Source organism: Streptomyces beijiangensis (genome assembly GCF_017315755.1).
GTDB classification, from domain to species: Bacteria; Actinomycetota; Actinomycetes; order Streptomycetales; family Streptomycetaceae; genus Streptomyces; species Streptomyces beijiangensis.
In genome coordinates, this window is record NZ_JAFLRJ010000743.1 from 1 (window position 1) to 922 (window position 922).

Below are 922 nucleotides of genomic sequence, written 5' to 3' on the forward strand. Positions count from 1 at the left end.
GCGGCGGCCCGGCGGACGGCGTCCACGGTGCGGGCGTCGAAGTGCTGGCGTACGCCCGCACCCGCGACGATCACCGTGTCGGCGCCCTCGACCGCTTCCAGGCCGCGGGGGATATGGATGTCGAGGCCGCCGGTGGACGTGACCGGTCCCGGGTCCGGGGCGCAGATGACCGTCTCGTAGCCGGGGCCGCCGTCCACCTCCGCCTTGTCGAAGATCATCTCCGGGATCGCCAGGTTGAACATGGATACGGGCGGGGACGCGATGACGGTGACACGGCGACGTGCGACGGGCATGGCCAGAACCTCCGGACGTATGGCAATCAGGCCACTATTGCACGGCCTTCATGATCGGCAGGCTGGGGGCATGACGACGAACGCAGTGCACCGGACCTCCCAAGTCCCCTGTATGGATCGGAAGTTGGCCTCCCCCGGCATGGTGCTGGTCGCCGCGCTCCTGGGGTTCTTCCTGATCACGCTGGACGCGACCGTGGTGACGGTCGCCCTGCCCGCGATGGGCGGGGATCTGGGCGGAGGGCTCTCGGGGCTTCAGTGGGTGGTGGACGGCTACACCCTCGCCTTCGCCTCGCTGATGCTCTCGACCGGGGCGCTGTCGGACCGGGTCGGGGCCGGCCGGGCGTACGGCATCGGGATCACGCTCTTCACTCTGGCGTCTGCGGCGTGCGGCTTCGCGCCGGGGCTCGGGGTGCTGATCGGCGCGCGGGGGGCGCAGGGGGCCGCGGGTGCGGTGATGCTGCCGGCCTCGCTCGCTCTCGTACGGCAGGCGTACCCGGATCCGGCGCGGCGCGCCCGGGCCATCTCGCTCTGGGCGGCCGGGGCGTCGGTGGCCGTCGCCCTGGGTCCGGTGGCCGGTGGGGCGCTGACCTCGGCGTGGAGCTGGCGCGGGATCTTCTTCATCAACCTGC

The 922-nt window shown here is 72.1% G+C and carries 2 protein-coding genes; one reads left to right on the top strand and one right to left on the bottom strand.

Annotated elements, in window-relative coordinates; genetic code table 11:
- Nucleotides 1-293: type 1 glutamine amidotransferase family protein (locus J0695_RS38810; RefSeq protein WP_505383628.1), on the bottom strand; the 293-nt coding region annotated here is incomplete at its 3' end.
- Between the two features lie 112 nt (nt 294-405).
- Here J0695_RS38810 and J0695_RS38815 point away from each other — a divergent pair.
- Nucleotides 406-922, top strand: a 517-nt coding sequence (locus J0695_RS38815) for an MFS transporter (RefSeq protein WP_242553738.1), incomplete at its 3' end; no start/stop codon positions are given.